Source organism: Arthrobacter sp. MPF02, from assembly GCF_046605375.1.
Classification (GTDB): domain Bacteria; phylum Actinomycetota; class Actinomycetes; order Actinomycetales; family Micrococcaceae; genus Arthrobacter.
In genome coordinates, this window is sequence record NZ_CP176772.1 from 1,672,938 (window position 1) to 1,696,603 (window position 23,666).

At 67.4% G+C, this 23,666-nt stretch carries 22 protein-coding genes, 6 tRNA genes and 1 riboswitch; of the genes, 10 read left to right on the plus strand and 18 right to left on the minus strand.

The genetic code is table 11. The features are described 5' to 3' along the window. Nucleotides 1-12: 12 nt before the first annotated feature. A complete protein-coding gene (locus tag ACLH0K_RS07815; RefSeq protein WP_411376223.1) occupies nt 13-756 on the plus strand; it encodes an energy-coupling factor transporter transmembrane component T in 744 nt (247 codons plus the stop codon). Nucleotides 757-759: 3 nt separating this feature from the next. After that, complete coding sequence (locus tag ACLH0K_RS07820) at nt 760-2,298, plus strand: ABC transporter ATP-binding protein (RefSeq protein WP_411376224.1); 1,539 nt, start codon at nt 760-762, stop codon at nt 2,296-2,298. A gap of 3 nt (nt 2,299-2,301) precedes the next feature. Here ACLH0K_RS07820 and ACLH0K_RS07825 read toward each other — a convergent pair whose 3' ends face one another. The 8 genes from ACLH0K_RS07825 to ACLH0K_RS07860 all read right to left on the minus strand — a co-directional run bounded on the left by ACLH0K_RS07825 (nt 2,302) and on the right by ACLH0K_RS07860 (nt 11,114). Continuing rightward, on the minus strand, nt 2,302-4,461 hold the full coding sequence (locus ACLH0K_RS07825) for a 3-hydroxyacyl-CoA dehydrogenase NAD-binding domain-containing protein (protein WP_411376225.1): 2,160 nt from the start codon (nt 4,459-4,461) through the stop codon (nt 2,302-2,304). A 118-nt stretch (nt 4,462-4,579) separates the two neighbouring features. Continuing rightward, on the minus strand, nt 4,580-5,917 hold the full coding sequence (locus ACLH0K_RS07830; RefSeq protein WP_411376226.1) for an HRDC domain-containing protein: 1,338 nt from the start codon (nt 5,915-5,917) through the stop codon (nt 4,580-4,582). 70 nt (nt 5,918-5,987) lie between these two features. Beyond that, on the minus strand, nt 5,988-6,638 hold the full coding sequence (locus tag ACLH0K_RS07835; protein WP_411376227.1) for a DUF3000 domain-containing protein: 651 nt from the start codon (nt 6,636-6,638) through the stop codon (nt 5,988-5,990). 58 nt (nt 6,639-6,696) lie between these two features. Continuing rightward, nucleotides 6,697-7,794, minus strand: coding sequence for a threonine aldolase family protein (locus ACLH0K_RS07840; protein ID WP_411376228.1), 1,098 nt, complete (start codon nt 7,792-7,794; stop codon nt 6,697-6,699). 8 nt (nt 7,795-7,802) lie between these two features. Further along, complete coding sequence (locus ACLH0K_RS07845) at nt 7,803-8,573, minus strand: SDR family oxidoreductase (protein ID WP_411376229.1); 771 nt, start codon at nt 8,571-8,573, stop codon at nt 7,803-7,805. Next, nucleotides 8,570-9,937: a DUF6421 family protein gene (locus ACLH0K_RS07850; RefSeq protein ID WP_411376230.1), complete on the minus strand. Its 1,368-nt coding sequence runs from the start codon at nt 9,935-9,937 to the stop codon at nt 8,570-8,572. The genes ACLH0K_RS07845 and ACLH0K_RS07850 overlap by 4 nt, the downstream gene beginning before the upstream one ends. Before the next feature lie 143 nt (nt 9,938-10,080). Continuing rightward, a complete protein-coding gene (gene msrB, locus ACLH0K_RS07855) occupies nt 10,081-10,608 on the minus strand; it encodes a peptide-methionine (R)-S-oxide reductase MsrB (protein ID WP_411376231.1) in 528 nt (175 codons plus the stop codon). 14 nt (nt 10,609-10,622) lie between these two features. Beyond that, nucleotides 10,623-11,114 carry a hypothetical protein gene (locus ACLH0K_RS07860; protein WP_411376232.1) on the minus strand — a complete coding sequence of 164 codons (492 nt, stop codon included), beginning with the start codon at nt 11,112-11,114 and terminating at the stop codon, nt 10,623-10,625. A gap of 113 nt (nt 11,115-11,227) precedes the next feature. Here ACLH0K_RS07860 and ACLH0K_RS07865 point away from each other — a divergent pair, with 113 nt between their 5' ends. Further along, on the plus strand, nt 11,228-12,529 hold the full coding sequence (locus ACLH0K_RS07865; protein ID WP_411376233.1) for an alpha/beta hydrolase family protein: 1,302 nt from the start codon (nt 11,228-11,230) through the stop codon (nt 12,527-12,529). 6 nt (nt 12,530-12,535) lie between these two features. Here the strand turns inward: ACLH0K_RS07865 and ybaK are convergent, their stop codons facing one another. Genes ybaK through ACLH0K_RS07880 form a run of 3 tightly spaced genes read right to left on the minus strand, consistent with a single transcriptional unit; the run spans nt 12,536 to nt 14,460 of the window. Continuing rightward, nucleotides 12,536-13,030 carry a Cys-tRNA(Pro) deacylase gene (gene ybaK / locus ACLH0K_RS07870; RefSeq protein WP_411376234.1) on the minus strand — a complete coding sequence of 165 codons (495 nt, stop codon included), beginning with the start codon at nt 13,028-13,030 and terminating at the stop codon, nt 12,536-12,538. Nucleotides 13,031-13,040: 10 nt separating this feature from the next. Further along, a complete protein-coding gene (locus tag ACLH0K_RS07875; protein ID WP_411376236.1) occupies nt 13,041-13,502 on the minus strand; it encodes a SufE family protein in 462 nt (153 codons plus the stop codon). 31 nt (nt 13,503-13,533) lie between these two features. After that, nucleotides 13,534-14,460 (minus strand): sulfurtransferase, encoded by a 927-nt coding sequence (locus tag ACLH0K_RS07880; RefSeq protein ID WP_411376237.1) that lies wholly within the window; start codon nt 14,458-14,460, stop codon nt 13,534-13,536. A gap of 220 nt (nt 14,461-14,680) precedes the next feature. Between ACLH0K_RS07880 and zapE the strand changes: the two genes are divergently transcribed. After that, nucleotides 14,681-15,718 carry a cell division protein ZapE gene (gene zapE / locus ACLH0K_RS07885; RefSeq protein ID WP_411376238.1) on the plus strand — a complete coding sequence of 346 codons (1,038 nt, stop codon included), beginning with the start codon at nt 14,681-14,683 and terminating at the stop codon, nt 15,716-15,718. A 15-nt stretch (nt 15,719-15,733) separates the two neighbouring features. Here zapE and ACLH0K_RS07890 read toward each other — a convergent pair whose 3' ends face one another. The 7 genes from ACLH0K_RS07890 to ACLH0K_RS07920 form a co-directional block, all read right to left on the minus strand. Then, nucleotides 15,734-16,960 carry a benzoate/H(+) symporter BenE family transporter gene (locus tag ACLH0K_RS07890; protein ID WP_411376239.1) on the minus strand — a complete coding sequence of 409 codons (1,227 nt, stop codon included), beginning with the start codon at nt 16,958-16,960 and terminating at the stop codon, nt 15,734-15,736. Between the two features lie 133 nt (nt 16,961-17,093). Further along, entirely contained in the window at nt 17,094-17,357 is a 264-nt protein-coding gene (locus tag ACLH0K_RS07895; protein ID WP_411376240.1) for an antitoxin, read from the minus strand. Between the two features lie 184 nt (nt 17,358-17,541). Continuing rightward, nucleotides 17,542-17,613 (minus strand) — tRNA-Val (locus tag ACLH0K_RS07900). A 37-nt stretch (nt 17,614-17,650) separates the two neighbouring features. Further along, nucleotides 17,651-17,723 (minus strand) — tRNA-Gly (locus ACLH0K_RS07905). 52 nt (nt 17,724-17,775) lie between these two features. Next, nucleotides 17,776-17,847 (minus strand) — tRNA-Val (locus ACLH0K_RS07910). 39 nt (nt 17,848-17,886) lie between these two features. Continuing rightward, nucleotides 17,887-17,957: transfer RNA gene (locus tag ACLH0K_RS07915), tRNA-Cys, on the minus strand. Between the two features lie 46 nt (nt 17,958-18,003). Further along, nucleotides 18,004-18,076 (minus strand) — tRNA-Gly (locus tag ACLH0K_RS07920). 303 nt (nt 18,077-18,379) lie between these two features. Between ACLH0K_RS07920 and ACLH0K_RS07925 the strand changes: the two genes are divergently transcribed. From ACLH0K_RS07925 to rpe, 6 genes are all read left to right on the plus strand, one after another. After that, nucleotides 18,380-18,454 (plus strand) — tRNA-Val (locus ACLH0K_RS07925). A 103-nt stretch (nt 18,455-18,557) separates the two neighbouring features. Then, nucleotides 18,558-19,418, plus strand: coding sequence for a cytochrome (locus tag ACLH0K_RS07930; RefSeq protein ID WP_411376241.1), 861 nt, complete (start codon nt 18,558-18,560; stop codon nt 19,416-19,418). 61 nt (nt 19,419-19,479) lie between these two features. Beyond that, nucleotides 19,480-20,067 carry a peptide deformylase gene (gene def / locus ACLH0K_RS07935; protein ID WP_411376242.1) on the plus strand — a complete coding sequence of 196 codons (588 nt, stop codon included), beginning with the start codon at nt 19,480-19,482 and terminating at the stop codon, nt 20,065-20,067. Next, on the plus strand, nt 20,064-20,984 hold the full coding sequence (gene fmt, locus ACLH0K_RS07940) for a methionyl-tRNA formyltransferase (protein ID WP_411376243.1): 921 nt from the start codon (nt 20,064-20,066) through the stop codon (nt 20,982-20,984). The genes def and fmt overlap by 4 nt, the downstream gene beginning before the upstream one ends. Further along, nucleotides 20,981-22,531 carry an RsmB/NOP family class I SAM-dependent RNA methyltransferase gene (locus ACLH0K_RS07945; protein ID WP_411376244.1) on the plus strand — a complete coding sequence of 517 codons (1,551 nt, stop codon included), beginning with the start codon at nt 20,981-20,983 and terminating at the stop codon, nt 22,529-22,531. Before fmt ends, ACLH0K_RS07945 begins: the two co-directional genes overlap by 4 nt. A 55-nt stretch (nt 22,532-22,586) precedes the next feature. Then, nucleotides 22,587-23,264: a ribulose-phosphate 3-epimerase gene (gene rpe, locus ACLH0K_RS07950; RefSeq protein ID WP_411376245.1), complete on the plus strand. Its 678-nt coding sequence runs from the start codon at nt 22,587-22,589 to the stop codon at nt 23,262-23,264. Nucleotides 23,265-23,303: 39 nt separating this feature from the next. Then, a riboswitch (FMN riboswitch) is annotated at nt 23,304-23,453 on the plus strand. Nucleotides 23,454-23,666: the final 213 nt, after the last annotated feature.

Sequence of the window (23,666 nt, forward strand, 5' to 3'; positions counted from 1 at the left end):
GCAACAGTCCGTATGCGCCTCCATCCGCTGACCGGGCTTGCGGTTGCCGGCAGCACAGCAGTGATCACGACGGCGGCAGCGAGCCTGCCGCTGTCCCTCGGCGTGGCCGCGGCTGCCCTCGGAGTGTCGGGCGCGACGGGCACGCTGCGCCGGTTACTGCCCGCGGCTGCGGCCGTGCTGGTGCCTTTGGCGACGTCCCTGCTGATGGTCCATGGCCTGGCGTTTCCCGAAGGCAGCACGGTCCTCGCCGAGTGGGGTCCCGCGCGGATCACATCCGAGGGACTGGGCTTTGCCGGAGAGCGGGCAGCCCGGCTCTGCGCGGTGGTCCTGGTCCTGCTGGCCTGGTCCTTCGCCGTCAGCATCCCGGACCTGGTGGCTGTGTTGTCCAGCCGTGGGGTACGGGGCCGGCTCGGGTTTGTGGCCGCGTCCACGCTGACCCTGCTGCCGGCGATCACGGACCGTGCCGTGCGGATCCGCCAGGCCCAGGAATCCCGGGGGCTGGTGGTCCGGCGGGGCCTGCTGCACAAGGTGGCCGCCTTCCGGCTGCAGGCCGTCCCGCTGGTCCTATCACTCGTCGACGACGCCGGCACACGGGCTGCCGCGCTGGAGGCCCGCGGTTTCAGCAGTACCGGCCCGCGCACCAGCTACCGCGTCGTCCCCGATCCTGCCGGGCAGCGGCTGCTGAGGGCCGTCCTGGTGCTGGCAGCCGCGGCAGCCGTTGCTGCCAGGCTCTGGTCCGTCGGAACGGGAGGCTAGGACGTGCCCGCACAGAACCGCCCGGCCCTTGCGGCCGGCATCCGGCACTTCGCCTTCCATGATGGCGGCGCGCCGGTCCTGGGCGGGGTGGACGTCGCGTTCGCCCCGGGGACGCTCACAGCCATCCTCGGCACCTCCGGAAGCGGCAAAAGCACCCTCGGAAGATTGCTCGCGGGCTGGCTCCACCCTGGCGTCAGCGGCAGCCTGGCAGGGTACCTGGAGCTGGCCGGCACCCGCCTCGAATTCAGCGGAAGCGGCGCCGATCCCAGGATCGACCCGGCGCAGTGGGGACGGCACGTGGGCTTCGTCCCGCAGGACGCCGCCGCCGTCCTTTCCACGGTCAAGGCAACCGTGGCGGAAGAACTGGCTTTCGGCCTGGAGAACGCGGGAGTGGACAGACCCGCCATGCAGGCAGAGGTGGAGCACATCGGAGGACTGCTCGGCCTTGGGGACATGCTGGAACGTGACCCCTCACGGCTGTCCGGCGGGCAGCTTCGCCGGCTGGCCATCGGCTGCGCCATCATTACCCGGCCGCGCGTCCTGATCATGGACGAACCGTTCGCCTCCCTCGACGCTGCCGGTGCCGCGGAGCTGGCAGCCCTGGTGCGGAACCTCGTACAGGCGGGCACCGCCGTCGTAATCCTCAGCCAGGCGGCGGAGCGGCCGTTACTGGGCGCCGACACGTGGATTGTCCTGGCGGACGGCACGGTCCGCGCCAGTGGAACCCCGGCTGAGCTGAAGGCCGCCGGGAGGGTGCCGGATGCGCTGTGCCGCGGGGCGGACCAGGCAGCGTTCGGGATACCGCGTGTGCGGGCTGATGCCGTACCCGCCCTGGAGCTGCGCGGCGTGTCCTTCGGCTACCAGCCGGAAGCAAGCCGCCATGGAAGCAGGCCTTTCCGCCGGCGTCAGCAAAGCGCCGCATCACGGGATGGCCGGCTGAACGTCCTGCAAAACGTCAACTTCGCCGTCCATCCGGGGGAGATCGTGGCCCTCACCGGACCCAACGGAGCCGGAAAGTCCACGCTCCTGCGGCACCTCAACGGGCTGTTGCGGCCCGGCAGCGGCTCGGTCCTGGTGGGAGGTGCCGACATATCAGGAGTGCCCGTCGGCGTCACGGCTGCCTCCGTAGGCGTGCTGTTCCAGCATCCCCGGGACCAGCTGTTCGAACGGACAGTACAGCGCGAGGTGGCGTTCGGCCTTGACCGGATCTTTCCCCGGGACGAGGTGGGGGAGCGGGCCCGGGCGGCCCTGGCCGCCGTCGGTTTGACGGCGGCAGCCGGGGAGCATCCGGCAGAGCTGGCCGCGTCCCGCCAACGGCTGCTTGCCCTGGCGACGGTCCTGGCGCGCCGGCCCTCGGTGCTGGCACTGGACGAACCCACCGTGGCACTGGACGGCGCCGGTCTTCAGGTACTGGACTCGGCCGTCCGGTCCGCAGCGGAGGAGGGCGCCGCCGTCGTGCTCGTCACCCATGACCTGGCCTACGCACGGACGGCAGCGCATCGGATCCTTGCCCTCGAGGACGGCCGGCTGGCGGAACGGTGACCGCTATCCGGCCGCAGGAGGGGAAGCCACTCCCGGAGGCAGGAAGCGCTTGCCGTTGACCCGCTCCGCGGCCCCCACCCGGTCCAGGTAAGGGGTGATGCCGCCGAGGAACAGAGGCCAGCCCGCGCCGAGGATCATGCAGAGGTCGACGTCCTCCGGGCCTGCCACCACGCCTTCCTCCAGCATCAGTCCGATCTCTTCGGCGAGGGCGTCCTGGACGCGCCGCAACACCTCGTCCCCGGTGGATGGGGCGTCCCCGAAGGACATCAGGGACAGTGTGGCCTGAGGGATGGCACGGGTGCCGTCCGGCGAGGTCTCCCAGAGGCCTTTCACGCCGTTGTCGATGAGCTTCCGCAGGTTGGCGGAGACCGGGAAACGGCTGCCGAACGCGGCGTGGAGGGATTCCTGAACGTGCTGCGCCACGGGCAGTCCCACCATCGCCAGCAGCGTGAAGGGCGTCATGGGCAGGCCCATCGGGCGCAGGGCGTTGTCCGCCACGTCAGCCGGAGTGCCCTCGTCGAAGGCTGCAGTAACCTCACCCAAAAGCCGCAGCAGGACCCGGTTGACCACGAACGCGGCCGCATCCTTGACCAGCACCCCGCTCTTTCGAAGGTTCCTGGCGAATTCGAACGCTGTGGCCAGGACCGCGTCCCCGGTATGCGGGGCCCGGACGATTTCCAGCAGCGGCATCACGGCTACCGGGTTGAAGAAGTGGAAACCCACCAGCCGTTCGGGGTGCTGCAAATTCTCGGCCATGACGGTCACCGACAGCGACGAGGTATTGGTGGCCAGGATGCAGTCCGCCCGCACAATGCCCTCGAGCTCGGCGAACACCTGCTTCTTGACGGCCAGTTCCTCAAAGACGGCCTCGATGACAAAGTCGGCGTCGGCGAAGACCTCCTTGGATACCGAGCCGGACACCAGGGCCTTGATGCCCTCGGCGGCGTCAGGGGTTAGGCGCTGCTTCGCCGCGAGCTTGTCCACCTCGCCATGGACGTAGCCCACGCCCTTGTCCACCCTGGCCTGATCGATGTCGGTCATTACCACAGGCACCTTGAGCTGGCGGGCGAAGAGCAGCGCCAGCTGGCTTGCCATCAGTCCGGCACCCACCACGCCCACCTTGCCGACCGGCCGGGCCAGCTTCCGGTCCGGGGCACCGGCCGGATGCTTCGACCGTTTCTGCACGAGGTCAAGGAAGGCATACACCGTGGCCCGGAACTCGTCGCTCTGCATGAGCCCGGCCAGAACCTCGCACTCGCGGGCCGCGGATTCCGCTTGGCTCATGGTGCGGTTGGCTTCCATCAGGTCCAGCACCATGCCTGGCGCGGGAGCGGCGTTGGACGTCTTGGCCTCAACGAACTGCCGGCCTGCCGCGACCGCGGCGGCCCACCGCCCGGCATCGTCCGGCGCAGCGGGGTCGACGGCGTTCGGACGTTCCGGTACCACCTCGCCCGAGAGCACCCGGGCCGCCCACTGCAGTGACTCAGCCAGGAAATCAGCCGGCCCGAACATGGCGTCCGCCACGCCAAGCTTGAACGCCTCGGGCCCTGTAACCGTCCGGTTGTTGCTGAGCGGGTTTTCGATCATCACCTTGACCGCGTTCTCCGGGCCGATCAGGCGGGGCAGCAGGTAGACCCCGCCCCAGCCCGGCACCAGGCCGAGATACGCTTCCGGCAGCGCCAGCGCACCTGCCTCCGTGGAGACGGTGCGGTAGGTGGACTGCAGGGCCACCTCCAGCCCGCCACCCAGGGCCGCCCCGTTGATGAAGGCGAAGCCGGGAACACCCAGGTTGGCCAGTGTGCGGTAGACGTCGTGCCCAAGCTGTGCCATCCGCAGGCCATGGTCGCGTTTATCCAGCGACTTCACCGCCGACAGGTCTGCGCCGGCCACCAGGTAATGCGGCTTGCCCGTCACACCCACGCCCACAATCTCCCCGCGCGCTGCCCTGTCCCGGAGGCCTTCCAGCACCGTGCCGAGCTCCACCAGGGTGTTTGGGCCCAGTGTGGTGGGGTGGTCCTGGCCGTTGTCCAGGGTGATCAGGGCAAGGGTTCCCGGGCTTGCTTTCCCGCCGGCGGCGGGCAGCCCGATGTCCCGTACATAGGAGTGGGTCACCGTCTCGTCCGGAAACAGGCTGGCGAATTCGGCGAAGTCTGCGGCGCTCATACCGTGGCTCCTTTGGCTGCGGATGGAGGGTGGACAACAGCCCTGATGTTACTCGTGGGTAACTTAGCCTGCAAGGGGAGCGGCGGCCTGAACGCGTGCTGGTTCCCGGTCCGAGCCGCTACTCGTCCGGCACCGGAACCGTGGCCGCCTTCGGCTCCCTGGGCGGAAGGGGCTGCGGATTGAGGAAAGCGCCGGTGATCAGGGGGGTTGTCAGCTCCACCTGCCATTCCCGCGCTCCGAGGGCCCGCAACTCGGCGGCCACCGATGCCTCGGTGACCCCGGCCGGCGGACGCCAGGCCAACCGCCGCAGGAAATCGGGGGTCAGCAGGTTCTCCAGCGGCAGGTTCAGCTGTTCGGCCTTCTCCTGCAGCAGCGGGCGGGCAGTGGCGAGCCGGGCGGCGGCTTCCGGATCGCGGTCGGCCCAGACGCGCGGGGGAGGAGGCGCGTTGGTGGGCAGGTGCAGCGGGGGAAGCTCCGTCAGGTCCCTGGCCGTCGCGATGCACCGCAGCCACCGCGGCGCCTCGCGCTGCGCAGCCCTGCCGTGGAACCCCTTGGTGCCCAGCAGTTGCGGCACCGTGGCGGGCATTGCCTTGGCGGCAGCCACGAGGGCCGAGTCGGGGATCAGCCGGCCCGGCGCGACATCCCGTTTTTGGGCGAGCGAGTCGCGCTCCAGCCACAGTTCCCGGACGGCGGCAAGCTGCCGGCGGTCCCTGATCTGGTGGAGTCCGGAGGTCTTGCGCCAGGGATCAATCCGTGGCGGGGCGATGCCGGCGGCGAGGATCGCGGCGAACTCCTGCTCCGCGTATTCGAGCTTCCCGTCGGCCTCGAGCAGTTCAACAAGTTCTTCACGCAGTTCGCTCAAGACTTCGACGTCGAGCGCTGCGTAGCGGAGCCAGGGTTCCGGTAGCGGGCGGGTTGACCAGTCGGCCGCCGAGTGCTCCTTCGCCAGGCCGAATCCCAGCAGTTGCTCGATCACGGCGGCGAGCCCCACGCGGGGCAGTCCGGCGAGGCGGGCCGCGAGTTCGGTGTCGAAAAGTTTGTCGGGCCACATGCCGAGCTCTGACAGGCACGGCAGGTCCTGGCTGGCCGCGTGCAGGATCCATTCCACTCCGCGCAAAGCGTCATTGACGATATCCAGGTTTTCGAACGGCTCGGGATCGATCAGCCAGGTGCCCGCGCCTTCACGGCGGATCTGGACCAGGAAAGCCCGCTGCCCGTAGCGGAATCCGGAGGCACGTTCGGCGTCGACGCCGGCGGGGCCTGTTCCGGCGGCAATTGCTGCGGCGCAGCGTTCCAGGCCGGCCTGGGTTTCGATGACCAGCGGCACACCCTCACGGGGCGCCGCCAGTTCAATGATCTCGGGGATGGGGCTGTCAAAGCCTTCCACCGTGATGTGGGGTGCGGTATCAGCAGCCGGGGCGCCGGCCGTGGTGTTGTCCGGAATCTTAGGGGTCATGGTCCCCCCAGTTTACCGGGCAGCACAGGGGCAGGCCTGCCGCGGCGCGGGCGTTGCCCTCGGCCTGGCACTAGTTCCGGCGCCGGTGCGGCAGGGGCGTGACGCCGTCGGGCAGGGGTGGCAGGCCGGCGAAGGTGCAGACCATGTCCGACCATGCTTCCAGGTGGGCCGTGACGTCCGCGGAAGCGGGGGTCCAGGAGGCGCGCAGTTCGATATCGATGGTGCCCGGACGTTCCGCCAGGGTACCGAAGCTCTCCGAGAGGACACGGGTGGTGGTGCCGCCGGCTGCCCGGTACTGGGCCTTGTGGTTTTCGAGGGCTTCCACCAGCCAGGTCCACGCCACCGTGCCCAGCATCTCGTCGTTGCCCATCTCGGGCTCCAGTTCGGCCCGGATATAGGTCACGATCCGGAATTCGCCGTCCCAGACATCGGAGCCTTCAGGGTCGTGGAGGAGGATGAACCGTCCGGTGGCGAGTTCCGTTTCGGTCTCGTCCCCTGCCCCCGCCGAGGCCGCAAAGGCCATGGCCGCGGGGCCGTGCAGGGGCATGCCGGGCGTTCCGGCGCCGGGCGCCATGACCTCCGCCCCCAGCGCGACGGCGAACGGCGCCAGGCGCGCCGGCGCAGGTATTTCCGCAAGGCGGAGCTCCTTGCGGCATTGCGCTTTCCTGAGGGTTCCCAAGGCGTGGAGGAAATCCGGGGGAACCTGGTCCAGTGCGTTCACCTTGGCAGATTACGCAACAGGCCCGGGCTGGCCGTGAAGGCTCGCCGTTACCGGCGGCCTAGCCGGCCTTCCCGCTTCCGTAATCCCGCAGCTCATGGCGGATCGCAGCAACGAACGCATCGACATCCTCCTCGGTGGTGTCGAAGGAGCACATCCAGCGGACTTCGCCGGCAGCCTCGTTCCAGTCGTAGAAGCGGAAGGACGTGCGCAGCCTGTCCGCCACTCCGGCGGGTAGGACGGCAAAGACCCCGTTGGACTCCGTCTTCTGGGTCGGCCGGACGCCGTCGATGGTGTCGACGGCGGCACGCAGGCGGGCGGCCATGGCGTTCGCATGCGAGGCGGACCGCAGCCAGAGGTCGCCTTCCAGGAGGGCGAGGAACTGTGCCGACATGAACCGCATTTTCGACGCCAGCTGCATGTTCATCTTCCGCAGGTACACAAGTCCGTGCGCGGCCTCAGGATTGAGCGCCACCACGACCTCGCCGAACAGCAGGCCGTTCTTGGTGCCGCCGAAGGACAGGATGTCCACCCCGGCGTCGCGCGTGAAGGCCCGGAGGGGGACCTGGAGGTGCGCTGCGGCGTTGGCCAGCCTTGCCCCGTCCATGTGCAGCTTCATGCCGCGGGCGTGGGCATGGTCAGCGATGGCGCGCACTTCTTCGGGTGTGTAGCAGGTGCCGAGCTCGGTGGTCTGCGTAATGGAAACGGCGAGCGGCTGGGCGCGGTGCTCGTCGCCCCATCCCCAGGCCTCGCGGTCGATCAGTTCCGGCGTGAGCTTGCCGTCCGGTGTGGGGACATGGAGCAGCTTGATGCCGCCGATGCGCTCCGGGGCGCCGTTCTCGTCCATGTTGATGTGGGCGGTGGAGGCGCACACCACGGCACCCCAGCGGGGGAGCAGCGACTGCAGGGACAGTACGTTGGCACCGGTCCCGTTGAACACCGGCAAACATTCGATGCCGGCCCCGAAGTGTTCCTCCATCACTTCCTGGAGCCGGGCCGTGTAGTCATCCTCGCCGTAGGAGACCTGGTGGCCGTCGTTGGCTGCGGCCAGCGCGGCAAGTACTTCCGGATGGACCCCGGAGTAGTTGTCCGAGGCAAAGCCGCGCACATTGGGGTCGTGGAGCCGGACCGCGGCCCCTGTTTCTGCTGTTGTCGTCATGCCTTTGCTCACGCTTCCAAGTCTAGGTACTGTCCCTGCGCAGGTTGGTCCGCCAGCCGAAGCCGCATACCGTTCAGTTCGTCTGCCGGGGTGTTGAAGAGTTGTTCGACGGCGGCCCCCAGCTCCTCCACGTCCGTTGCCCCGGGGAAGGTCCGCTCCGGGTGGCTCCGGCGCATGGCGTCATCCACCAGGGCCTTCACCACCAGCACGACGGCGGCTGCCTGCCCGCCGCCTTCGGCTTCCGAGGCCTTCCGGAAGCCGTCCGCCACGGCCATGGTCCAGGCTTCGGCGGCCGCCTTGGCGGCGGCGTAGCTGGCAACCCCGGCTGCCGGCTTCTCCACAGCGGTGGAAGAGACGATGGCGAACCGGCCGTGCCCGGAGGCCGCGATGTCCTCGAAGAACACCCTGGACACGTTCCGCAGCGTGGTGACGGCGGCCCGGTGGAGGAAGTCCCAGTCCTCGTCAGACTGCCCGGCAATGCCCTTGGCCCCGCGCCAGCCGCCCACAAGGTGGATCACCGCGTCCACCCGCCCGGCGGCAGCGGTGACATCCCTGCGCAGCTGCCGGACGTCGTCGAGCTTTGCCAGGTCGCAGGTGAGCGCCTTGACGCCGCCCGCCTCCTGTGCGGCCGCCTCGATCCTGTCCCGGTGGGAGCCGACGGTGAAAACGTTGTATCCGGCCTTGTGCAGGGCGCGTGCGACGGCTACGCCCGACGCTCCGCTGCCCCCCGTGACCAGGACGGTCAGGCCCGGCCCGGCATGGCTTTGGGGCCCGCTCACAGTGCGGAGGTGCCGGTGATGCCGGCGGTGGATTCGATTACGGGGCGCATCTTCTTCTCCAGTGCCTCGTAGAACATGGACAGGGGGAATTCGTCGTCCAGCACCTGGTCGGTCAGGCCCTTCGGTGCGCCGGACAGCGGAAGCGCGTCCGGGCCCTTGGCCCAGATGGATGCGGGGTGCGGCGTTACCGTGGCCGAAATGAGCTGGTATGCGGCAAGCCAGTGCGCGGTCTTGGGCCGGTCGATGGACCGCCAGTACAGGTCGTCGATCCGGGCGCCGAGGGCGATGACGGCGTCCGCCACCTCATCCCAGTCGATAAAGAGGCGGGTGTCGGTCCAGTGCAGGACGTGCTGCTGGTGCAGCCAGGCGAACAGCAGCTGCCCGCCCAGGCCGTCGTAGTTCCGGACGCGGCTGCCGGTGATGGCGAAGCGGAAGATCCGGTCGAAGATGATGGCGTACTGCACCAGCTTGGCGTGGCGGCGCGCCACCGGATCTGCGTCCTCGTCCTTCTCGATCCGGACGGACTCGCGGAAGGCAGTGAGGTCGCAGCGGAGTTCCTCCAGTGAGTACAGGAAGAAGGGCATGCGCTGCTTAATCATGAAGGGGTCAAACGGCAGGTCGCCGCGCATGTGCGTGCGGTCGTGGATGAGGTCCCACATCACGAAGGTGGCCTCGGTAAGGTCCTGGTCGGCGAGGAGTTCCGCCGCGCCTTCCGGAAGTTCCAGGCTGGTGGTTGCGGCTGCTGCCTTCAGCACGCGGCGGAACCGGGCTGCCTCCCGGTCCGCGAAGATGGCGCCCCAGGTGAAGGTGGGAGTCCGGCTCACCGCCACGGTCTCGGGAAACAGGACTGCCGAGTTGGTGTCGTAGCCTGCGGTGAAGTCCAGGAAACGGATGGGGACGAACAGCTTGTTAGAGTACTCTCCGGCTTCCAGGCCGGCAATGAATTCCGGCCAGATGACCTCTATCAGGACGGCTTCCACCAGCCGGCTGCTGCTGCCGTTCTGGGTGTACATGGGAAACACCGCCAGGTGCTGCAGCCCGTCCACGCGCTGTTCCTGCGGTTGGAACGCCAGCAGGGAGGAGAGGAAGTTGGGCACACCGAATCCGCCGGCGGCCCAGCCGGCAAAGTCGGTGCAGGCTGCCCCGAGGTATGCGGCATCGTGCGGGAAGGAAGGCGCCAGGGCCCGGATGGCGTCCACGATGGTGTCCACCTGCCGGCCTGCTTCGGCGTGGGCCGAAGCGTCCGGGATGGAACCGTCCTGGACCTGGAGTGCCTGCAGGGCGCTGGCCGCGGCCTTGAGCCGCAGCCAGTCCTGGTTGCCGGCGGTGATCCCCGTGGCGGCGGTAGTCAGGGTCTCGGTCATGGTCGGCTGCCTTTCTGGTTGCTTACTGTCTGCGGCGAGCGTAGCAAGCAACCAGAAGGACTAATGTCAAAACAGCAGTAGCCCAAGAAATGCTATTGCTCGGCGTGGTGCCGTGCAGCTTGAGGCTGTGGGCTGCTGATGGGTCAGCCCTGTGTTTCCTCCGTGCTGACCTGCGCATTCTCCCGCGGCACCAGCTTTAAAGACACCGAGTTGATGCAGTAGCGCTGGTCCGTTGGGGTGGGGTAGCCCTCACCCTCGAACACGTGGCCGAGGTGGGAGTCGCAGGTTGCGCAGCGCACTTCGATCCGGTCCATGCCAAGGGTCCGGTCATGGATGTAGCGGACAGTACCTTCAGCCAACGGGGCCCAGAACGAGGGCCAGCCGCAGTGGGAATCGAACTTCTCGTTGCTGGTGAACAGTTCCGTCCCGCAGGCACGGCACTGGTAAACGCCTGCGGTATGGGTGTCCCAGTATTCACCGGTGAAGGGACGTTCGGTGCCGGCCTGCCGGAGGACGTAGTACTCCTCCGGTGTCAGCTCCTGCCGCCATTCTGCGTCGCTTTTCCGGACTGTGTTTGTTCCTTCAGGCTCCGCCGCGGCGGGAGCCGCCGCAGGATCCGTAACGGCGTGGGTGGCCTTGTTACCGAAAATGCTGTTGCCAAAGATGCTCATAGGAATATCAACGCTCAGGAGTCGCCGATAAATCCCGAGCCCGCGTACAGGTGCAGGACGGGGATGCCCAGCTGGTCCTGTGCCTTGTTGGCCCAGTCGGTGTGGAAGGTGTCAGCGACTGCATGCGGCCGCGTGATCACCACCGCCTGCGACGCGCCGGTTTCCCTGACCTTGGCCACCAGGCCGTTCACCGCTCCGCCAACAACAACCTCGCCGGCGACGCCGCTGCCCAGGCCCTCCAGGGCAGCAACCGATGCCGTCAGGGTCTCGGCTGCCTGTGCCCGTTCCACGTTCGGATCGGGGGCATGCGCGGTGAGTTCCCGGAACGCTTTGGCTATCTCCAGCAGGGAGAGGTTTTCCAGGAAATCCACCAGCAGATGGCGCTCGGTGTTACCCGGCACCAGCACCAGCAGGCGGGCATCGGTCCCGTCCACCAGCCGCTCGATGTTTTTGCGGTCGTCCGCCCCCAGGGGTTCTTCGGTCAGGATGACGATGGGATCACTCATGGCCTTAGCCTAGCCCCGGGCAGGGGGAGCCGCACGCGGTTCCCCCTGCACCGCCGGGTTGGCCCGGCAGGGCGGAATGCGGTGTGGCGTCCGCGGACGGTAAGAATAGTGGCATGGCCCTTTTCCAGCGCACCCGCCCAGCCCATCTTGAACGTTCCGCGGATACCGGCGGGATGTCTTTGAGGGCAAAGTGGGCGGTGGCCGGTGCCATCTCCGGCGGTTCCCTGGCCGGTCTCCTGGCAGCCGGGTCCTCGGCGCTGGCCGTCTATTTCGCCCGCCGTGTCATCACTCCTGCACGGCAGCGTGCCGCGGACCAGGAGGTGCTGGCCGTCATCCGGGAAGGATCCCGGCAGCAGGTGATATTCGCCGCCACCGACGACACCACCGTGGATGGCGTCTACGGATTCTTCTTCGACGGCGGCAAGGGCCACGCGCGCATCGGCCGCATCGTCTCCTATTCACCCGCGGAACGGACGGTGCTGCGTGAGGTGGAAGCAGTGTACGCGGGGGACCTCTCAGCGGCCCGCTGGGGCTGGTGGAGCGGCGCTGTCTACCCGGACCCGGCCGCCGTCGGAATTCCGGCGGAGGACGTGATGGTTCCGGTGGAACGCGGCGAGGCGCCGGCCTGGCTGGTGCGGGCCGGCGGTACCGCCAGGACTTGGGCGGTGATGGTGCACGGGCGCGGTGCCAGCCGGCAGGAGGCACTGCGCGCTGTGGGGCCGGCACTCGAACTGGGGCTGACAAGCCTCCTGGTGTCGTACCGCAACGACGGCCTGGCGCCGTCGGCTGACGACGGCCGGTACGGCCTGGGCACCACGGAGTGGCGCGATATCGAGGGCGCCATCGAATATGCGCTGGCCAACGGTGCCGAGGAGATTGTGCTCTTCGGGTGGTCGATGGGCGGTGCGATCTGCCTCCAGACGGCCGATCTCTCACGGTACCGCCACCTGATCCGCGCCATGGTGCTGGATGCCCCGGTGATCGACTGGGTGAACGTCCTGGCCCACCATGCCCAGATCAACCGCATCCCGTCCCTGGTGGGGCGCTACGGGCAGTTGATGCTGGGCCATCCGCTGGGCCGCCGGCTCACCGGACTGGCGGCGCCAGTGGACCTGAAGGTCATGGACTGGGTCTCACGTGCCGTGGAACTGCGCACGCCCACGCTGATCCTGCACAGTGTGGACGACGAATATGTGCCGTACAAGCCCTCCGCGCTGCTGGCCGAGCGGAACCCGGAGATGGTGACCTTCGAGACGTTCAACCACGCCCGGCATACGAAGGAATGGAACGTTGACCGGGAACGCTGGGAGCGGTTGGTGAAAGCCTGGCTCCGGCAGCAGTTGGCGCCGAGGCTCAACCCCGGCGCTGCACGGGCAGGGTCGGTGACGGCCAGTTCACAGCAGCCCGGGGTTTAGGTGTCCCTAGCTTCGGGAGGCGATTGGCGCCACCACGGCGCTGGTGAGGCGCGCCAGGTCCGCCGGAGCGAGTTCGATGTCCAGCCCGCGCCTGCCGCCGGAGACAAGCAGGGTCTCCAGGGCGGTGGCACTGGAATCCAGCACTGTGGGGGAGGGGAGCCGCTGGCCGAGCGGCGAGATACCGCCCAGGACGTACCCCGTGCGCCGCTGGGCGGCAGCAGGATCAGCCATGGCAGCCTTTTTCGCGCCCATCGCTGCGGCGAACGCCTTCAGGTCCAGGCTGCCGCTAACCGGCACAATGCCCACTGCCAGCCTGCCTTCGACCTCCACCATCAGCGTCTTGAACACCCGCGACGGGTCGATGCCGAGGACCTCGGCCGCCTCAGTGCCATAGCTGGGCGCGGCAGGATCGTGGGCATAGGGATGCAGCACAAAGGGAACCCCGGCCGCGGCAAGTGCCGCTGTGGCCGGGGTTCCCTGTGAAGTGCTTTTGCGTGCCATGTGCTGCGGGTCAGGCCGGGACGCCGGAGGCGGCAGCCACCTTGCGCTTGATCCGCCCCAGCATCGCGGTCATGCCCCGCATGCGCAGCGGCGTGATCGCCCTGGTGAGGCCCAGCAGCTCAGGCATGTCATCCGGAACGGAGAGGATCACCTCGGGCGGGAGACCGTCCAGCCCCTCATGCAGCACACCGGCGAATCCACGGGTGGTGGGTGCCTCCACAGGGGCCCTGAAGAAGAGGCGCACGGCAGCCGGCCGGCCGGCGTCGTCCTTCTCCGTTTCGATGGTAAGGAACAACGGCGACTGGCACTCCACCACCTGCTCGAGCAGCTCGGGATGGTTGGTCAGCCGTTCCGGCAGCTCCGGCAGTCCTTCAGAGAATTCCAGCAGCAGCTGCAGCCGCTCGGGCTCGCTGAGGGCCTGGAAGTCGTCCACGATCTCCGCCAAAGCGGAAGGCAAGGCTTGAGTAGTCATCGGTACAAGTTTACGCGGGACACAGTCCGCGTCAGACTCCTACCGCAACGGGAAAGGAACCGCGGTCGGCGCCCTTCACGATGGGAACGCGCACGGCGTTGCCCCACTCGGTCCAGGAACCGTCATAGTTGCGGACGGATTCGAAGCCCAGCAGGTACTTCAGGGCGAACCAGGTGTGGCTGGAACGCTCGCCGATCCGGCAGTAGGCCACCACGTTATCACCTTCGGCAAGGCCCGCCTCGCCCAGGTAGATGGCTTCGAGTTCCTCGCGGCTCTTGTACGCTCCGTCAGCGTTGGCTGCGCGTGCCCACGGCACGGAAGCGGCAGTGGGGATGTGGCCGCCGCGAAGCGCGCCTTCTTCGGGGTAGGCCGGCATGTGGGTGCGCTGGCCGGTGTACTCCTCCGGGGAGCGGACGTCGATGAGCGGCCCGGTGCCCAGGTGCGCCAGGACGTCTTCCTTGAAAGCGCGGATGGGGGTGTCGTCCCGCTCCACCACGGGGTAGTTGCCCGGTGCCGGCGCCGGCCGGTCCTTGGTGAGTTCCCGGCCCTCTGCGATCCACTTGTCACGGCCGCCGTCGAGCAGCCGCACATCCTGGTGGCCGAACAGCGTGAAGACCCACAGGGCGTAGGCAGCCCACCAGTTGGACTTGTCGCCATAGATCACCACGGTGCTGTCCCGGGAGATGCCCTTCGACGCCGCGAGCTCCGCGAACGCGGCACCGTCCACGTAGTCGCGGGTCACCTCGTCATTCAGGTCCGTGTGCCAGTCGACCTTCACGGCACCGGGGATGTGGCCGGTTTCGTAAAGCAGGACGTCCTCATCGGACTCGACCACTACAAGGTTGCCGTTGGCAACGGCGCCGCTTTCGATCGCTGCAGCCAGCCATTCGGTGGAAACCAGCCGCTCCGGGTGCGCGTAGGCGGCGAATTTCTCGTTCTGTTCAACGGGATAGGGCATGAAAATTGGCCTTTCATTGAGAACACGGGAGACCCGCGGGACCGGAGTTGGGACCTGCTCCCACACTAGCCAGCGGCCGGGATGTTGTCCGTATTCCGTTAACAGGACGAAATGTTGCCTTCCTCACGCCCGGGCGGGCAAGGCCGGGGAAGCGGAGGGACCCAACCTTCTTGCCGGTATCCTTTCTGGGGACCTCCTACCAGCAGCAGAACGGACCACCTTGGTACAGATCGAACAGCTTGCCGCCCGCACCCCGGCAGTTTCGGTGGATGAACTCCTCAAGGGCTTCTATCCGTCGCCGAGGTTTGGCGAGGTCTCCTTCGCCAGTTACCGTCCGGACCCGCGGCAGCCCAGCCAGGCCGCGGCGGTGCGCGCCCTCCAGAACTTCGCGGCAGGCGTGGAATCCGGTAACGGGGGTGGCCTGTTCAAGAAGCTCTTCGGCAAGAAGGACGAAACCCGGGCAGGGATTTACCTCGACGGCGGGTTCGGCGTGGGCAAGACCCACCTGCTCGCGTCGCTGTGGCATGCGTCGCCCGGGCCCAAGGCGTTCGGCACGTTCGTCGAGTACACGAACCTGGTAGGTGCCCTGTCGTTCCGCAAGACCGTGGACGCCCTGAGCACCTACAGGCTGGTTTGCATCGACGAGTTCGAACTGGACGACCCGGGCGATACGGTTCTGATGTCCAGGCTGATGCGCGAGTTGTCCGACGCCGGCGTCAAGCTTGCCGCCACGTCCAACACCCTGCCGGGTTCGCTCGGTGAGGGGCGCTTTGCCGCCGTCGACTTCCAGCGCGAAATCCAGGTCCTGGCGGACCAGTTCGACGTGATCCGGATCGACGGCGAGGACTACCGGCACCGCGGGTTGCCCACCCCGCCGGCGCCGCTCAAGAACAGCGAACTGACGGCGCACATGAAAGCCGAGTTCGATGGCAAGACCGTGGCCCAGGACGAGTTCGCCTCCCTCATCCACCACCTGGCCGGTGTGCACCCCAGCCGCTACCGCCAACTGATCGACGGGATCGACGGGGTGGTGTGGCGCAACGTCGAAACCATTACGGAGCAGGCTGTGGCTCTCCGGTTTGTTGTCCTGGCGGACCGGCTGTACGACAAGGACGTCCCCATCCTCGCCAGCGGTGTTCCGTTCGACAAGCTTTTCACCGAAGAGATGATGACGGGCGGGTATATGAAGAAGTACTTCCGTGCAGTCTCCCGGCTGACGGCCCTTGCCCGGGAGGGCCAGAACCACGAGCCGTCCTAGGGTTCTTCCCGGTCTTTACTTTCCAGTGCCCCGCCCGCGCCCCGGCAAGAGCAGCCACCGCACACCGAGCCCTGCCAGCAGGGCCCAAAAAGCGGAGCCGATTCCGGCAAACGCCAGTCCCGAGGCCGCCATCAGGAACGTGACGGACGGGGCGATCCGGTCCTCAGGGTCGGCCAGCGCTGCTGAGACCGCCCCGGCCAGGGTGCCCAGCAGCGCCAGGCCGGCCACCGCTTCCAGCATCCCCGCCGGTGCCGCATTGACCAGGGTCACGAGCGCTGCCGAAAATGCAGCCAGCACCAGGTAGGCCAGGCCGGAGGTGAAACCGGCCACCCACCGCCTGCTCCGGTCTCCGCCGGCCTCTTCGCCCGCGGCCAGCGCGGCACTGAGCGCGCCAAGGTTGATCGCATGCCCGCCGAAGCCTGCTCCAAGGGCCGTGCCGGCGCCGGTCACCAGCATGGCGGGCCGCCACGGCGCTTCGTAGCCAAAGGACCGGAGCACCGCCACCCCGGGAACATTTTGCGAAGCCATTGTCACAACGAACAGGGGCAGGGCAATGCCCGCCAGGGCCTGCAGGGTGAATGACGGCGTGGTCCACATCAGCGCGGGCAGTACCGTTCCCGCCCCGATCTGGGTTCCGCTGGCCGCCAGAGAGATGCCGATAACACCGAGCGCCACCAGCAAGGCGCCCGGCACAGCCCAGCGCGGAGCGAACTTCGTCAGCACCAGCCAGCAGACAATCACGGGCCCGACGAACAGGGGAACGCTGCCCAGGGCCTTGAACGGGGCAAGGCAGAGCTGCAGGAGCAGCCCGGCCAGCATCGCCTGCGCCAGCGACGCGGGAATCCGCGCCATCAGCCGTCCCAGCGCGGGGACCAAACCCGTGAGCGCGATCAGCACCCCTGCGGCGATGAAGGCGCCCACGGCAGCCGTCCACCCGCCGTCGGCCGTTCCAGAGGCGGCGAGCAGTGCCGCGCCCGGGGTGGACCACGCAAGCGTGACCGGCACCTTCGAACGCCACGCCAGGAGGAGGACGCCGAACCCGACAGCCAGCGTCAGCGCCAGCAGTCCCGAAGCGGCCTGGGCCGGATTGGCGCCCACCGCCTTCAGCCCGGCGAGCACGACGGCGAAGGATGACGTAAAGCCAACCAGCGCTGTGACGATGCCCGCAACAACGGGGCGGGCATCGAACTTCGACGCCGTAGCGGCCGGGTGCGGTTTGAGGGGTGCGGGGGATTTCGCCATATCCGCAGGTTACCGGCGCCGTCTTCCCAGAAAGGAATCGGGGTTGCCCTTAAACGCCAAAGGCGCGGGCGCCGCCTCCCGGCGGGACCCGCGCCCCGTTGACGCGCTGGGGGCAAAGCCCAGGCCTAATCCTTTACGGAGTCCTGTCAGCCGGCGGAACCGGGTTGACGGGAGGGACCGGCGGAACCTGCCCGGCGGCAGGTGCCTGGCCCGGAGTTCCGTTCTTGTCAATGAGCTTGGAAGCGCCATTCTGGATCTTGTCGATATGGCCGGAGTACTTGCGTCCGGTCTTGGCATCGACGAGATCGCCGGCCTTGCTGATGCCGTTCTTGATGGCCTGCTCGTTGCCGCGGATGAGACCCTGAGCCTTGCCCTTTAAGTCGTCAAACAGTCCCACGAGCACCTCCCTTCAATCGCGGAGCCAGGTTGCTCCTTCCGCATACGATGTTAAGCCTGCGCCGAATGGCCTGCCAAGGAGATCAGGGGTTTTATGCGTTCGCCCGGAGCGATGCGGCGCGGTCCCGTACGCGGCCCAATTTGAGGGGAAACAAAAAAGCAGCTCCGAAGAGCTGCTTTATGCGTGGGCGATACTGGGATCGAACCAGTGACCTCTTCCGTGTCAGGGAAGCGCGCTACCGCTGCGCCAATCGCCCGGATCCGGAAGTCCGGCCTAAGGGTAAAGACATTGAGAGCGGACGACGAGATTCGAACTCGCGACATCCACCTTGGCAAGGTGGTGCTCTACCAGCTGAGCTACGTCCGCATGTGCGTTCCGGCCGGGACCGGACTGCGTTGTGGCAAGTTGCCTTGCCAAGTGGGCGATACTGGGATCGAACCAGTGACCTCTTCCGTGTCAGGGAAGCGCGCTACCGCTGCGCCAATCGCCCATTGAACCCGGATCGCTCCGGAAACCATGGTTCTCACCGAGGTGGGTACGGGATTCGAACCCGTGTATACGGCTTTGCAGGCCGCTGCCTCGCCTCTCGGCCAACCCACCGTGTAAGCGTTGGTTCTGTGAACCTTTGCTGTGACAGTGTCCTGCGAGCGGACGACGAGATTCGAACTCGCGACATCCACCTTGGCAAGGTGGTGCTCTACCAGCTGAGCTACGTCCGCATTTTGGAATGATTTTCTTGCCGTTTCGGCATTTCCTCGCTTCCAACGAGTAAAAACAATATAGGAGGTTCGGTGAAACTCCAAATCGGGGGCGCCGCCTGTGATGCCGCACTGCCTGCTTCCCTGTATTGACGCGGAAGTTAGCGAGTTACAGTCTTGTAATTCCCGACGGCGGGACGGACGCCTTCCGTAGCGGCCTGTCCTTTTTGCCGGGTCGCTGCACCGGCTCTGGCGTCCTCCGGGGTCCGTGAATTCTTCGATTTTTGAAATGGCGCCAGGGTGGGCTAGCATTCAAATGCACCGGGGCGATTGGCGCAGTGGTAGCGCGCTTCGTTCACACCGAAGAGGTCACTGGTTCGAACCCAGTATCGCCCACCAAAGTTGGTCCGTTTCCGCTCTTTCGAGCAGTGGAAACGGACCTTTTTTGTGCCCGGACCCGCAGCCGGAGACTTTGTCGGCCCCCTGTGAAAGAGTCTTTTTTATGACCGCTCCGCTTCTCGCCCACGCCACTGAATACGGCCGGATGTACGCCAGGTCCACGTCCGAGCAGTTTTCCGTACCGTCCATCACTACCGTCATCAGTCAGCAGCCGCATGGCATGGACGGGTGGTTCGGGTACATGGGAGCGAACAGCCTGGCCAACGATCCCCTGCTCTCGGATTGCCTTGGGAGCCCGGCCAAGATCAAGCAGGCCATCAACCGGGCCGCGAAGGCCGCCGAAACCTACCGCGACGAGGCCGCCCGGCGCGGCGACCGCGTCCACTATTACTGCGAGCAGGTGGCGCTTCGGGCACTGGGGCGCCCCCACGCCATGAAGGAAGCCCGGGAAGCATTGGCGGCCAACGGCGAGGAGGCTTTCGCCGTCCGCTTCGACGAATGGTGGGAGCTCTTCCGCGTGGAACCCGTCGCCCCGGAAATCACCGTCTGGAACCACTCCGTGGGCTATGCCGGAACCCTGGATCTGGTGGCCCGCATCAACGGCAGGATTTGCCTGATCGACTACAAGACCAAGGGCACCACCCGGGACGGTACCGTAAAGCCCCTGGATGACAAGGTGGTCATGCAGCTGGTGGCCGGGATGAAGGCAGAGGAAAGCCTGCTGGATCCAGTGGCCGGCACCTGGGAGCCCTGGAAGTATGGCGAGAACCCGGTCCTGCTGGCGGTAGCCATCGGTGAAACCGAAGTGCGTCCGGTGCGCGCAAACCCGGAGGTCCTCAAGCACCACTGGTGGAAATTCTGTGCACTCCGCCGCGTGTGGGAGCTGTCCGCGGACACCATCAGCGCCGGCACGGCCCTGCTTCCCATTGCCCCGCCTCCCATGGCGCAGGTGCGCTCCGCGTAGGAACAGCTGCACCTAGACTGGATTGGTTCCCTTTGCAGCAAACCGTGAGGAAAAACAGCGCATGGCTATTCTGAATATCCGCATTATTGGTGATCCTGTGCTGCGCACAGTCGCCGATCCCGTGACGGATTTCGGACCCGAGCTTGCCAAGCTGGTGGCGGACATGACCGAGACCATGGAGGACGTGGACGGCGCAGGGCTCGCGGCCCCGCAGGTTGGGGTCAGCAAGCGTGTCTTCACCTACCGCATCGATGGCGTGGAAGGGCACATCATCAATCCGGTGCTGGAAAACAGCGATGACTTCCAGCCGGACCAGGTGGAGGGCTGCCTGTCCATTCCCGGCCTGGGCTTTCCCGTGCGGCGTTTCCGCGCCACCAGGGTCACCGGCCTGGACGTCAACGGCAACCCGGTCTCCGTCGAGGCCGAGGGCCTGCTCGCCCGCTGCTTCCAGCATGAAAACGACCACCTTGACGGGATCCTCTACACGGACCGGCTGGAAGGCGAAGACCGGAAGGCGGCTCTCCGTTCCATTCGAAACGCCAACTACGATTCCATCACGGAGCAGACCACCTCCAAGCGGGCCAGGACCGTCGGTTCGAGTTTTGGCGGGTCAAGCTTTGGTGCCGGTGCGGCTGGTACTGCCGGGTGAGGGTCCTCTTCGCGGGAACCCCCGCCGTCGCAGTCCCGTCCCTGGATGCGCTCGTTGAGGCCGGCTTCGACGTCGTCGCCGTCCTGACCCGCCCGGACGCCCCGCTGGGCCGCAAGCGCGTGCTGACGCCGTCGCCCGTCGCCGCCCGGGCAGTGGAGCTGGGTATCGACGTGATCCGCGCTGCCCGGGTTGATGCCGAAACCACCGCCAAAATATCGGCCGTCAGGCCCGACGTCGCGGCCATTGTCGCGTACGGCGGCCTGGTTCCCCCTGCAGCGCTGGCCATACCGCGGCACGGCTGGGTCAACCTGCACTTCTCGCTCCTGCCAGCCTGGCGTGGCGCGGCACCCGTGCAGCGTTCGGTGATGGCCGGTGACGACGTCACCGGCGCCGTGACGTTCCGGCTGGAAGAGGGCCTGGACACCGGCCCGGTGTATGGCATCCTGACCGAAGCGGTGGGTCCATATGACACCGCCGGGGAGCTCCTGGAAAGACTGTCGCGCAGCGGGTCTGTCCTCCTGGCCCAGACCCTGTCCGCCATCGCAGCCGGAAAAGCCGCGCCCGTGCCGCAGGCCGGTGAGGTCTCCCTGGCGCCGAAGCTGACCCTCGACGACGGCAAAATCACCTGGGGCCACCCCGCACTGGCCATCGGTCGGCAGGCCCGCGGCGTGACTCCCGAACCAGGTGCATGGACGGTCCTGGACGGGCAGCGCGTGAAGCTCGAGCCGGTCAGGCTCCGTCCCGACGTGGAAGGCCTCGAGCCGGGGGCGCTTTCCGTGCAGGGCAAGAGCGTGCTGGTCGGCACGGGATCCCACGCCGTGGAACTTACCCGGGTCCAGCCCGCCGGGAAAAAGATGATGCCCGCTGCCGATTGGGCACGCGGCCTGGCTTCACCGGAAAGTGTGGTGTTCGAATGAGCGGATCCGGCGGCACGGGAATGCCCGGAAACAGCGGACGCGGGCGTGGCGGCAAGCGCGCGGCAGGCGATACCAGCCGCCGCGACGCGCAGGGCCGCGAGCGGAACCGCGGACCGCAGCGCAACTTCACCCAAAGCGCCCCGTCCCAGCGCACACGCCGGGCGGATCCGGCCCGGCTCGTCGCGTTCGAGGTGCTGCGCGCCGTCGCGTCCGAGGACGCCTATGCAAACCTGGTGCTTCCGGCCCGGATCCGGCACCACCGCTTGGACAAGCGGGACTCCGGCTTTGCCACCGAGCTGACCTACGGTGCGTTGCGCGGCCAGGGAACCTACGACGCCATCCTCGCCCGTTGCGTGGACCGGCCACTGGACCAGCTGGACCCTGCCGTCCTTGATGCCCTCCGGATCGGAGCGCACCAGCTGATGGCCATGCGGGTACCGGCCCATGCCGCGCTGGACCAGACGGTGGGCCTGGCGCGCGCCGTCATCGGCGCGGGGCCGTCGTCGCTGATCAATGCCGTGCTCCGCAAGGTGAGCGCCCGCCCGTTGGAGGAGTGGCTGGAGCTCCTGGTGGACGGCGAGACCGACGAAACCAGGATCGCCTCCCTCAAGCATGCCCACCCCGAGTGGATTGTCCGCGCGATGCGCCAGGCCCTGGTGGCCCATGGCCGGCAGGCCGCCGAGATTACCGAACTGCTGGAAGCGGACAATGCCGCCCCGGTGGTGAACCTCGTTGCCCTCCCGGGCCTGGGAAGCCTCGATGAGGCCTTGGAGAACGGCGCCGCTCCCGGTGAACTGGTGGAAGGGTCTGCCCTCTCAAGCGGCGGTGACCTTGGCCGGCTTTCCTCGGTCCGCAGCGGCACAACCCGGGTACAGGACGTCGGGTCCCAGCTCGTGGCCCGGGCCCTGGCGGCGGTGGACCTCACCTCGGCAACGGGAAGCGGGAACGGAGAAGCCTGGCTGGACCTCTGTGCGGGACCGGGCGGCAAAGCTGCCCTGCTGGGCGCCCTCGCCCGGGGGGCGGGGGCAACGCTGCTGGCAAACGAACCCGCACCGCACCGTGCCCGGCTTGTCACCCAGGCGCTCTCCCCGGTTCCAGAGGATACCTGGAAAGTCCGCACCGGAGACGGCCGGGAGGTCGGCGCGCAGCAGCCGGAAACCTACCACCGCGTTATGGTGGACGTTCCATGCAGTGGCCTGGGTGCCCTCCGGCGGCGGCCGGAGTCCCGGTGGCGCCGCTCACCCAAGGATCTGACCGACCTGGCCCCGCTGCAGCGCGAGCTCCTAGCGTCTGCACTGGCAGCCGTCCGGCCCGGGGGAGTGGTGGCCTACGTGACCTGTTCGCCGCATCCCGCCGAAACCAAGGCGGTGGTGGCCGATGCACTCCGCAAGCGCGACGACCTTGAACTCCTCGATGCCGGAAAAGCCCTGGACGCCGTAAGCCTGACGGGAAACCTGGGCGCCGGGCATGAGTCCACTGCACAGCTCTGGCCACACATCCACGGCACTGACGCCATGTTCCTGGCGCTCATCAGGAAAAAGGGCTGATCCCCCCGGCCCTTCCCGTCGACCGTACAGCAAAACCAGTGAAAGGCATCCACACGTGACGCAATGCTGCATCAACCCGAGCATCCTCTCCGCCGACTTCGTCAACCTCGAGGCTGAACTGCAGCGCATCGGCAATGCCGACGCCGTGCACGTGGACGTGATGGACAACCACTTCGTGCCCAACCTGACCATCGGCCTGCCGGTGGTGCAGCGCATCCAGGCGGTCAGCCCGGTGCCGCTGGACGCCCACCTCATGATCGCCGACGCCGACCGCTGGGCGCCCGGATTCGCGGACGCCGGGCTGGCCTCGGTCACCTTCCACGCCGAAGCGTCCATCGCACCCGTCAAGCTCGCCCGGGAACTACGGAGCCGCGGCGCCAAGGCGGGAATGGCGCTGCGGCCGGCAACCGCCGTCGAACCCTACCTGGACATGCTGTCCGAAGTGGACATGCTGCTGATCATGACCGTGGAACCCGGCTTCGGCGGCCAGGCGTTCCTTGACGTGACCCTGCCCAAGATCCGCCGCGCCAGGGCAGCGATCGAAGGTTCCGGAATCGACGTGGCCATCCAGGTGGACGGTGGCATCACCGAGGAAACCATCACGCGGGCCGCCGAAGCGGGAGCGAATGTCTTTGTCGCAGGTTCGGCCGTTTACGGGGCCGACGATCCTGCTGCCGCCATCGACCGCCTGCGGAAGGAAGCTGCCCGGACATTACGCGCAGCGACGGAATAACAGGGGAACCCTGCCGGTTGTGGCACAATAACAACACACATACGTGCTCCGGGGTCGGTGTAAGTCCGAACCGGCGGTGACAGTCCGCGACCCGCGAGCCGGCGGTCCTCCACAAGGATCTCCGGCGGACGGTTGAACCGGTGGAATTCCGGTACCGACAGTTAAAGTCTGGATGAGAGAAGCACGTACAGCTGTACCTGCAGGGCCATTCGGCCCCGCAGCCTTCTGCTGTCGTATACCCCCGGAGCCATCGCGGTTCGAAAGGGAAGGAACGACGCAGGAATGAACCCAAAGCGATGGCTCTTCAGTGCCTCAACTGCTGCTGCTTTGGCAGCGGCCACCACCATGAACCCAGCAGCGGCAGCCGCATGACGGTCAGCAACCCGCCAGCCACGGCCGCCC

What these genes read in the sequence shown, in the direction of transcription:
- ACLH0K_RS07815 (WP_411376223.1), top strand. Translation starts at nt 13, where the DNA reads ATGCGCCTCCATCCGCTGACCGGGCTTGCGGTTGCCGGCAGCACAGCA.
- ACLH0K_RS07825 (WP_411376225.1), bottom strand. Translation starts at nt 4,461, where the DNA reads ATGAGCGCCGCAGACTTCGCCGAATTCGCCAGCCTGTTTCCGGACGAG.
- ACLH0K_RS07830 (WP_411376226.1), bottom strand. Translation starts at nt 5,917, where the DNA reads ATGACCCCTAAGATTCCGGACAACACCACGGCCGGCGCCCCGGCTGCT.
- ACLH0K_RS07840 (WP_411376228.1), bottom strand. Translation starts at nt 7,794, where the DNA reads ATGACGACAACAGCAGAAACAGGGGCCGCGGTCCGGCTCCACGACCCC.
- ACLH0K_RS07850 (WP_411376230.1), bottom strand. Translation starts at nt 9,937, where the DNA reads ATGACCGAGACCCTGACTACCGCCGCCACGGGGATCACCGCCGGCAAC.
- msrB (WP_411376231.1), bottom strand. Translation starts at nt 10,608, where the DNA reads ATGAGCATCTTTGGCAACAGCATTTTCGGTAACAAGGCCACCCACGCC.
- ACLH0K_RS07860 (WP_411376232.1), bottom strand. Translation starts at nt 11,114, where the DNA reads ATGAGTGATCCCATCGTCATCCTGACCGAAGAACCCCTGGGGGCGGAC.
- ACLH0K_RS07865 (WP_411376233.1), top strand. Translation starts at nt 11,228, where the DNA reads ATGGCCCTTTTCCAGCGCACCCGCCCAGCCCATCTTGAACGTTCCGCG.
- ybaK (WP_411376234.1), bottom strand. Translation starts at nt 13,030, where the DNA reads ATGGCACGCAAAAGCACTTCACAGGGAACCCCGGCCACAGCGGCACTT.
- ACLH0K_RS07875 (WP_411376236.1), bottom strand. Translation starts at nt 13,502, where the DNA reads ATGACTACTCAAGCCTTGCCTTCCGCTTTGGCGGAGATCGTGGACGAC.
- ACLH0K_RS07880 (WP_411376237.1), bottom strand. Translation starts at nt 14,460, where the DNA reads ATGCCCTATCCCGTTGAACAGAACGAGAAATTCGCCGCCTACGCGCAC.
- ACLH0K_RS07890 (WP_411376239.1), bottom strand. Translation starts at nt 16,960, where the DNA reads ATGGCGAAATCCCCCGCACCCCTCAAACCGCACCCGGCCGCTACGGCG.
- ACLH0K_RS07930 (WP_411376241.1), top strand. Translation starts at nt 18,558, where the DNA reads ATGACCGCTCCGCTTCTCGCCCACGCCACTGAATACGGCCGGATGTAC.
- def (WP_411376242.1), top strand. Translation starts at nt 19,480, where the DNA reads ATGGCTATTCTGAATATCCGCATTATTGGTGATCCTGTGCTGCGCACA.
- ACLH0K_RS07945 (WP_411376244.1), top strand. Translation starts at nt 20,981, where the DNA reads ATGAGCGGATCCGGCGGCACGGGAATGCCCGGAAACAGCGGACGCGGG.